This is a genomic window from Pantoea sp. GM01 (genome assembly GCF_000282675.1).
In the GTDB taxonomy this organism is placed as follows: domain Bacteria; phylum Pseudomonadota; class Gammaproteobacteria; order Enterobacterales; family Enterobacteriaceae; genus Pantoea; species Pantoea nemavictus.
Map to the genome: position 1 here is coordinate 22090 of NZ_AKIU01000017.1, position 9146 is coordinate 31235.

10 protein-coding genes are annotated in these 9146 nt (G+C 57.6%); 4 read left to right on the forward strand and 6 right to left on the reverse strand.

Translation table 11 applies throughout. The features are described from left to right. Nucleotides 1–13: 13 nt before the first annotated feature. The 4 genes from PMI17_RS04030 (at nt 14) to PMI17_RS04045 (ending at nt 3329) form a co-directional block, all read left to right on the forward strand. Nucleotides 14–352, forward strand: a complete 339-nt coding sequence (locus PMI17_RS04030) for a DUF2002 family protein (protein WP_007886422.1) — start codon at nt 14–16, stop codon at nt 350–352. A gap of 132 nt (nt 353–484) precedes the next feature. Continuing rightward, the gene (gene mmuP / locus PMI17_RS04035; protein ID WP_193372771.1) at nt 485–1900 is read left to right on the forward strand and encodes an S-methylmethionine permease; all 1416 of its coding nucleotides are present in this window, start codon (nt 485–487) and stop codon (nt 1898–1900) included. After that, entirely contained in the window at nt 1890–2825 is a 936-nt protein-coding gene (gene mmuM, locus PMI17_RS04040; RefSeq protein WP_007886427.1) for a homocysteine S-methyltransferase, read from the forward strand. Before mmuP ends, mmuM begins: the two co-directional genes overlap by 11 nt. 84 nt (nt 2826–2909) lie before the next feature. Next, the gene (locus PMI17_RS04045) at nt 2910–3329 is read left to right on the forward strand and encodes a hypothetical protein (protein WP_007886429.1); all 420 of its coding nucleotides are present in this window, start codon (nt 2910–2912) and stop codon (nt 3327–3329) included. Nucleotides 3330–3412: 83 nt separating this feature from the next. Here the strand turns inward: PMI17_RS04045 and speG are convergent, their stop codons facing one another. Genes speG through PMI17_RS04075 form a run of 6 tightly spaced genes read right to left on the reverse strand, consistent with a single transcriptional unit; the run spans nt 3413 to nt 8937 of the window. Continuing rightward, nucleotides 3413–3958 carry a spermidine N1-acetyltransferase gene (gene speG / locus PMI17_RS04050; protein ID WP_007886431.1) on the reverse strand — a complete coding sequence of 182 codons (546 nt, stop codon included), beginning with the start codon at nt 3956–3958 and terminating at the stop codon, nt 3413–3415. After that, complete coding sequence (locus PMI17_RS04055; RefSeq protein ID WP_007886433.1) at nt 3955–4647, reverse strand: ABC transporter ATP-binding protein; 693 nt, start codon at nt 4645–4647, stop codon at nt 3955–3957. The genes speG and PMI17_RS04055 overlap by 4 nt, the downstream gene beginning before the upstream one ends. Then, nucleotides 4640–5473: an ABC transporter ATP-binding protein gene (locus PMI17_RS04060; RefSeq protein ID WP_007886435.1), complete on the reverse strand. Its 834-nt coding sequence runs from the start codon at nt 5471–5473 to the stop codon at nt 4640–4642. Before PMI17_RS04060 ends, PMI17_RS04055 begins: the two co-directional genes overlap by 8 nt. Next, nucleotides 5463–6320, reverse strand: a complete 858-nt coding sequence (locus PMI17_RS04065; RefSeq protein ID WP_007886437.1) for an ABC transporter permease — start codon at nt 6318–6320, stop codon at nt 5463–5465. The genes PMI17_RS04060 and PMI17_RS04065 overlap by 11 nt, the downstream gene beginning before the upstream one ends. Next, entirely contained in the window at nt 6317–7369 is a 1053-nt protein-coding gene (locus PMI17_RS04070; RefSeq protein WP_007886439.1) for an ABC transporter permease, read from the reverse strand. The genes PMI17_RS04065 and PMI17_RS04070 overlap by 4 nt, the downstream gene beginning before the upstream one ends. Further along, entirely contained in the window at nt 7369–8937 is a 1569-nt protein-coding gene (locus PMI17_RS04075; RefSeq protein ID WP_007886441.1) for an ABC transporter substrate-binding protein, read from the reverse strand. The genes PMI17_RS04070 and PMI17_RS04075 overlap by 1 nt, the downstream gene beginning before the upstream one ends. Nucleotides 8938–9146: the final 209 nt, after the last annotated feature.

Genomic DNA, 9146 nt, shown 5'->3' on the forward strand with positions numbered 1-9146 from the left:
GAGAGGAGCAAGCATGTATTTACGACCCGATGAGGTAGCACGCGTACTAGAGAAAGCGGGCTTCGAAATGGATACCCAGACGCCAAAAATTTACGGTTATCGCCGCGGCGAAAACTATGTCTACGTTAATCGCGAAGCGCGCATGGGACGTACTGCGTTGATTATTCACCCTACGCTGAAAGAGAAAAGCCACGGCTTTGCTGAACCGGCGTCGGAAATGAAAACCTGCGATCACTACACGCAATTCCCGCTCTACTTAATGGGCGATTCGCAGGAGCATTACGGCATTCCGCACGGCTTCAGCTCGCGCGTGGCGCTTGAGCGTTATCTGCAGGGCGTTTTCGGCGCCTGATGCTGCGCCCCGTGGTTGCGGGGCCGCACACCTTACCCAAATCCTTACCTTCTACCACGTTGCAAATCGCCACGCCGACGCGTATAACCCTGTGTCCATATAGATGTTCAGACGTCCATACGGATAAAAATGATGCAAATTCAGGATTCGCCCCCGCAGGAAAATTTTAAGCGCACCATGAAAGTACGGCATCTGGTGATGCTGTCGCTCGGCGGTGTGATTGGTACCGGCTTGTTCTTCAATACCGGCTACATCATCTCAACTACCGGCGCGGCTGGCACCTTGCTGGCTTATCTGATTGGCGCGCTGGTGGTATGGCTGGTGATGGTGTGCCTCGGCGAGCTGGCTGTAGCGATGCCGGAAACCGGCGCGTTTCATGTCTATGCCGCACGCTATCTCAGCCCGGCAACCGGTTATACCGTCGCCTGGCTCTACTGGCTCACCTGGACGGTTGCGCTGGGATCCAGCCTGACTGCCGCCGGCTTTTGTATGCAGTACTGGTTCCCGAGCGTGCCGGTGTGGCTATGGTGTCTGGTGTTCTGCATCGCCATTTATCTGCTGAATATTGTCTCGACGCGCTTCTTTGCTGAAGGCGAGTTTTGGTTCTCCATCATTAAAGTGATCACCATCATCGCTTTTATCATTCTCGGGGCCGGTGCCATCTTCGGTTTTATCCCGATGAAAGATGGCAGCGCCGCGCCCGGCTTGCACAATCTCACCGCCTCGGGCTGGCTGCCACACGGCACTTTGCCGATTCTGATGACCATGGTGGCGGTAAACTTCGCCTTCTCGGGCACGGAATTGATCGGTATCGCCGCCGGTGAAACCGAACAGCCACAAAAAGCGCTGCCGCTGGCGATCCGCACGACGGTCGCGCGTTTGATCATCTTCTTTATCGGCACGGTATTCGTGCTGGCGGCGTTGATCCCGATGGATCAGGCGGGGATCGTCAAAAGTCCGTTTGTGCTGGTGTTTGAAAAGATCGGCATTCCGTATGCAGCGGATATTTTCAACTTCGTGATCCTCACGGCGATTCTTTCGGCCGCCAACTCGGGCCTGTATGCTTCAGGTCGTATGTTGTGGTCGCTAGCCAATGAGAACACCTTGCCGCGCTGTTTTGCGCGCGTGAACCGGCGTGGCATTCCGGTGCTGGCGCTAACGGTCAGTATGATTGGCGGGCTGCTGGCGCTGTTCTCCAGCGTCATTGCACCGGATACGGTGTTTGTCGCGCTGTCGGCGATCTCCGGCTTTGCCGTAGTGGCGGTGTGGCTGAGCATTTGCGCATCACATTATGTGTTCCGCCGTCGTCATCTGCAGGCGGGCGGTACTTTGCAACAGCTGGCTTATCGCGCACCGCTTTACCCGCTAACGCCGATTCTCGGCTTCCTGCTGTGCCTGTTGGCATGCATCGGTTTAGCGTTCGATCCGTCGCAGCGCATTGCGCTGTGGTGCGGCATTCCATTTGTGCTGTTCTGCTATGCCGCCTACCATGTCACCCAACGACGTAAATCATCTCACAAGGCTGAGGAGGCCAACGATGTCGCGTAATCCCATCGCGCAGGCACTAACCCACACTGACACGCTGATTCTGGATGGTGCATTGGCGACTGAACTGGAGGCGCGCGGCTGCAATCTGGCTGATGCGCTGTGGTCGGCCAAAGTGCTGATGGAAAATCCAGAGCTGATTTATCAGGTGCATCACGACTACTTTGCCGCAGGCGCACATGTGGCGATCACCGCCAGCTATCAGGCCACGCCGCAGGGGTTTGCCGCGCGCGGATTAGATGAAGCGCAGGCGCTGGCACTGATCAAACAGAGCGTGCAGTTGGCGCAGCGTGCGCGCGACGATTATCGCGCATCATCTGCCAGCACCGCACCGCTGTTGGTGGCCGGTTCTGTCGGGCCGTATGGCGCGTTTCTGGCCAATGGCGCCGAGTATCGCGGTGATTACGCGCTGCCAGAAGAGGAGATGAAAGCGTTCCATCGTCCGCGCGTGAAGGCATTGCTGCAGGCGGGAGTTGATCTGCTGGCATGTGAAACGCTGCCGTCGTTTGCCGAAGCGCAGGCGCTGATAAGCTTATTGGCCGAGTTCCCGGACAGCAGCGCGTGGTTCTCCTTTACTTTGCGCGATGCTGAGCACATCAGCGACGGAACGCCGCTGAGCCAAGTGGCCGAGCTGGTGAATGGCGCGCCGCAGGTGGTAGCGATTGGCATCAACTGCGTAGCGCTAGAGAGCGTAACGCCGGCCCTGCGCAGCTTGCAGGCGCAGAGTGATAAGCCGCTGCTGGTCTATCCCAACTCCGGTGAGCAATATGATGCCAGCAGCAAAACCTGGCACTCGGCGCCGTCGGGTTGCACGCTGCACGACAAGTTCCACGAATGGCAGCTGGCCGGCGCGCGTCTGATTGGCGGCTGCTGCCGCACCACGCCGCAGGATATCGCGGCGATTGCCGCCTGTTGTCAACCGCAATAAAGCGCAGAAAATCATCAGTGATAGCGCGATTAAGCACAGAAGGGCGAGGTAAACTCTCCTTTCTGATGCTGAAGCGGACCTGCTATGAACCTGCGACACCTTTTTCCTGCCTGTGCGCTGCTGCTGAGCGGCTGTGCCACCATTGTCGGCACTGAAACGCAACCGGTAAAAATCGACTCCGTGCCGCAAGGCGCACGTTTCACCGTGCAGGATGAGAACGGCCGCGCGGTAGCGCAGGGTTATACGCCGCAAACCGTCGAGCTGGCAAAATCCACCGGTAACTATTTTGGTAAGAAGCACTATCAGGTGATGCTGGAGAGCCCGGGCTACGTGCCGGTGACATTGCCGATCGAGGCCAATGCCAATCTGTGGTATTTGATCGGCAATATCCCGCTGTTGGGCTTCCCCGGCTGGCTGTTGGTCGATCCCTTCTATGGCGGCATGTACGATCTGAAGCCTGAACATCCGCAGCCGAAGCTGAACGTGGTGGGTGCGCGCGGTTGATATACAGGTGCGCATGAATGCGCACCCTACGAAAACCCGGCTACATCAACGTAAGGTCGCCATTCATGGCGACCACATCGTCATTACTGCGCGGTAGGCTTCACCATCGCAGTGGCGGGCTTATGCTGCGCCAGATATTGCTGCTGGAAAATGCACATGCGGATGGTGTTGCGGTATTCGCCGTTGATGAAAAATTCGTGCTTCAGTACGCCTTCCACCTCAAAACCCAGCTTGGTGTAAATGTGAATCGCCTTCTTATTCTCCTGATCGACAATCAGATAGAGTTTGTAGAGATTCAGCACCGAAAAGCCGTAATCCATCGCTAACTTTGCCGCTTTGGTGGCTAAACCTTTGCCCTGATGTGAAGGATCGATGATGATCTGAAACTCAGCACGGCGATGCACGTGATTAATCTCGACCAACTCCACCAGGCCGGCTTTGTGGCCGTCGTGCTCCACGACAAAGCGACGCTCGGTTTGGTCATGAATATGTTTGTCATACAGGTCTGAAAGCTCGACAAACGCTTCGTACGGCTCTTCAAACCAGTAACGCATCACGCTGGCGTTGTTATCTAATTGGTGTACAAAGCGCAAATCTTCGCGCTCCAGCGGACGTAACTTAACCGTCATACGGTGTTCCTTGTTGTTGAGTGTTGCTCCACGATGCGGCCCTGCGCCATGCGCGCCGCGCGATCGCACATGTGATCGATCACGTCGGGATCGTGACTGACCAGCACCATGGTTAAACCATCTTTTTGCTTGAGATCGTTGAGCAGGTTGAGGATCTCGGCCTGTACCGACATGTCCAGCGCCGAGGTCGGCTCATCCAGCAGCAGGATCTTCGGTTCCAGCAGCAGCGCGCGCACAATGGCGACGCGCTGACGCTGGCCGCCCGAAAGTTGATGCGGATAGCGATCCGCCAGCGCCGGATCCAGCCCGACATGGCGGAAACCGGCATTAATCCGGTCGTCGATACTATCACGCTTCAGCATTTTCAGTGGTTCCGCCAGCGTGCGACGCAGACGATGACGCGGATGCAGCGAGGCATAAGGATCCTGAAACACCATTTGCACGTCACGGCGCAGCTGGCCGGTGAAAGCTTTGCCGGGTTGCACTGCGCTGCCTGCCAGCGACATGGCGCCGCTCCAGTGTGGGTTTAACCCGGCCAGCACCCACAGCAGCGACGACTTGCCGCAGCCGGATGGGCCCACCAGACCAAAGCATTCACCGGCCGCGACCTTTAGCGACACGTCGTGCACCACGGTACGCAACTCGTACCCTTGCTTATGCGACACGCTCAGGTTGGATAACTCAATCATAATTTCTCTCCAGCGCGGCGCGATCAAGTACCGGTAAACGTTCACCGTGGGTGGCTTTGCTCGGACGACAGGCCCACAAGGTGCTGGTATAGGGATGGCTGGCATTAGCCAGCTCGGCGGCCGGCAAGGTATCCAGCACGCGGCCTTGATACATCACCATCACGCGCTCGCAGTGTTCAGCAACCTGTTGCAGATCGTGGCTGATTAGCAGCAAACCCATGTTGCGCTGTTCTACCAGACGACGAATGAGCGCCAACACCTGATCGCGCATGGCATGATCAAGTGCCGACGTAGGTTCATCGGCGATCAGCAATTCGGGATCGGTAATCAGGGCGATCGCCAGCATCACGCGTTGTCCCATGCCGCCAGAGAGTTGATGCGGGTAGCGCTTCATCAGCTGACGCGTATCGGGCAAGCCGACCGCATCGAGCATCTCGCACACTTTCTCCTGGCGCTCGGCACGGCTCAGTTTGTGGTGCAGCACCAGCGGCTCTTCCACCTGCCAGCCAATGGTGCGCGTGGGATTGAGCGCGTATTTCGGATCCTGCATCACCATCGCCACTTTGCTGCCGCGCAGCTGGATCCAGTCGCGCTCGCGTAGGCTCAATGCATCGGTGCCGACAATCTGCAAACGGTCGGCCTGCAGCTGCAGCGAAGGCGACAACAAGCCCATTAGCGTGCGGGCCGTTAGCGATTTACCGGAACCGGATTCCCCCACCAGCGCCACACGCTCACGGCCAATTTGAAAGCCGATGTTATCGACCAGCAGCGCATCATCGCTGCGGATGGTCAGGCCCTGTACGTCAATTAACAGATCATTTGGCATGGCGAGTATCCAGTCGGTCACGCAGGCCATCGCCTGTCAGGTTAAACGCCAGGCTGGCGAACAGAATGGCACCACCGGGCGCGGCGGCAACCCACCATTGGTCGAAAATGACTTTACTGCCTTCGGCCACCATCGACCCCCATTCAGCGGTAGGCGGTTGCACGCCCATGCCGAGGAAGCCCAATCCGGCGGCAGACAGAATAATGCCGCCGAGGCTCAGCGCGGCGCGCACCACCGCCGTTGGCATACACAGCGGCAGAATATGGCCAAACATCAGGCGCAAACCGGTGATGCCCTGCATCCGCGCGGCAGCAAGATAATCACTGCGGCGCAGCGCCAGCGTTTCCGCACGCGCCTGGCGTGCAAACGGCGGCCAGCTGGTGAGCGCCAGCGCCAGCGCGCCATTCATCAAACCCGGACCGAGCATGGCCACCAGCGCCAGCGCGATCACCAGATTCGGCAGCGACAGGAAGATATCGGTGATGCGCATCAATACGCGCTCGGTCCAGCCGCCGACGTAACCGGCGGTGATACCGACCAGCAGGCCAACCGGAATGGTCAGCACCAGAATCAGTGATACCAGCAGCAGCGTCGGTCGTGCGCCGTAGATGACGCGCGACAGCAAATCGCGGCCAAAGCCATCGGTGCCGAACCAGTGCAGCGCCGACGGCGCTTGTAAACGCTGGGAAATGATCTGCGCATTGGGATCAAACGGCGCCAGCAAGGGCGCGAACAGCGCCATCGCCACCACAATCAGCACCAGCGTCAAGCCGATGGTGAGGGAAGTCATGCGGGCGCGACGGCGACGCGGGCGCAGCGTTTCCAGTTCAGAGAGTTGTTGAGTCATCGGGTTCTCGGATCGGTTAACCAGGTCAGGGCATCGGCCAGCGCATTGAGCAGAATGAAGCAGCTGCCAATCAGCAGAGTTGAGCCGAGAATCGCCGGTACATCAGAGGAAAACAGTGCGTTTGTCATGTAGCGACCGACACCCGGCCAGGCAAATACCGTTTCAGTCAATACCGAACCTTCCAGCAGCGTGGCGTAGGAGAGGGCGATAACGGTAATCAGCGTGCCCAACACGTTAGGGAAAATATGGCGCAGCAGGATGCGGCCTCGGCTGGCGCCCTTGGCGCGTGCCAGTACCACATACTCTTTGTTGCTCTCTTCCAGCAACGCAGCACGCAGCAGGCGCGTAATACCCGCCATCGCCAGCAGACCAAGAATCACCACCGGCAGCCACAGATGGGCAATCGCATTGCGGAACATCTCGGGATCGCCGGACATCCAGCTATCAATCAGCACAAAGCCGGTTTTCGGCTCCAGCGTGTAGATCCAGATGTCGTCAAGCTGGCCCGGACCGGCCGACCAGTGCAGTACGGCGTAAAACAGCAGCAAACCCAGCAAACCGAGCCAGAACACCGGCACTGAGTAACCGAGTAGCGAAACAAAACGTGCGACGTTATCGATGATGCTGCCTGGCTTCCACGCTGCCAGCAGCGCTAAGGCAATGCCGAACACGGCGGCAAAAATCATTGCACAGGTTGCCAGCTCAAGAGTGGCAGGGAAAGTGCGCATCAGGTCTGCGCTGACCGGCTGATTGGTCAGGTGCGACAAGCCCAAATCACCGCGTGCCAGATGGCTGATGTAGCGCCAGAACTGCACCAGCACCGGCTGATCGAGACCGAGATCGTGGCGCACCTGCGCATAGGTGGCTTCACTGGCGTGATCGCCGGCGATCTGCTGCACCGGATCGACAGGCGACAGGTGCGACAGCATAAAAGTGAACGCTAACAAACCGATCAACGTCACCAGCAGCGATAGCAAGCTAGTGACGAGATGGCTAACGCGTTGCCAGAGCGGCCGGGCGAACCCGGCCTGTGAAGCTGACACTGCCATTACTTAGAAACCTGCGAGTAATACACCATGTCCGGATTGATGCCTTGCACATAGCCTTGCAGATTGTCGCGCAGCGCAATCAGGTTTTTTGCCTGCAAACCAATCACGTACGGCGAGTTCTTCAGCACTTCACGCTGCATCGCCTGATACAGCTCAACGCGCTTGTTCGTGTCACTCTCGGCGGTGGCCGCCAGCGTTTGCTTGTTCAGCTCTGGAATGTGCCAGTCAGAACGGTAAGCCACGGTTTTACTACCATCTTCCGGGTTGTACGCGAAGGACGCGGCGTTGGTGTTGGGATCGAAATAGTCTGCGCCCCAGGCGTTCAGGGTGGCTTCGTATTTGTGCGCCTTCACGCGGGTGGAAACTTCAGAGCTCAGGCCCGGCTGCACTTCCACTTTCACGCCACCTTTGGCGAAGCTGCCCTGCAGCGCCTGGGCGATGTCGAGATACGGCGGTTGGTTGCTGGTGGAAAGCGTAAAGCTGACGTTGGTCAGGCCGGCTTTCTTGAGAATCGCTTTGGCTTTTTCAGGATCGTAGCTGTACGGCGTATCGTTGATGGCACCGAGGAAACCTTTCGGCAGGAAGGTTTGATGCACGTCGAACTGGCCTTTCAGCAGGTCGTTAGCGATACCTTTATAGTCGAACAGGTAACGAGCCGCTTCCCACAGCGCCGGATTCTTCAGCACCGGATTTTCACCCATGTTGAACTGGATGTAGTAGAGCGATGCCATGGGGATCGCTTCGGTCTTCACGCCGGCTTTACCTTTCAGCGAGGCGATCTGATCCGCGCCGAGGTTACGCGCGATGTCTACATCACCCTGTTCCAGCAGCAGACGACGCGCAGCCGGTTCCGGTACGTTTTTGATCAGGATGTTTTTCAGCTTCGGTGCGCCCGCCGGGGAAGTCGGGTTGGCCGAGAGCAGAATCGCTTCATGCAGCACCACTTTGCGAATCTGGTACGGTCCGCTGCCGGCCGAGTGGGTGCCAAGCCAGGCGTGGCCAAAGTCGCCGTTTTTGGCATTCGCCTGCGCGGTTTTCTCATCCACAATTGAGGATACCGGCGCAGACAGCAGGCTCAGAACATAAGCCGGGCTGACGTTGGCGCTCCAGCTGATCTGCACATGGTTGTCATCGACCTTTTTCAGGAAGGTATCAACATTGTCTTTATTCCAGCCGAGCTGCGTAAGAATAAAGGAGGGATCGAGATTCAGTTTAACCACGCGACCGAGTGAAAAGATCACATCTTCCGGACGCAGCGGATTGCCGCTGGCGAACTGTGCGCCTTTGCGCAGTTCAAAGGTCAGGCTGCGATTATCTTCACCGGCTTTCCATGAGGTGGCCAGCGTGGGTTGCAAATCGGTAGGGTTGGTAGGATCAGACTGGACCAGGCGCTGATAAATGTTAGTGAATGCTTGCACCGTGGTGAGCTCAAAGCCCTGCGCGGGATCGAAGCTGTCGGCATCATCCGTTGACTGGGCAATAACCAAGGTATCTTTCGGCGTCGCTGCCTGAACAGAGAAGGCGGCTGCCAGCGATAATACCAGCAGTGAGGGAATAATTTTTTTCATGTTGTTTCCTTGCCTAAAAAAAGTAACGCGAGTTTACGAGAGCGCAGCAGTGAAGAATAGTCAATTTCAGGCTATGCATATGCATTAATGATCTAAGTCGTGTGGTTCAGTTATAAGGCTGGCGGTAAGTGCAGCGCGGGTTACGCGGTACGCATAAATGCGTAGCCGACAAAGGCTCAGCGATAATTGTAGGGCTGAGGGATCCCCAG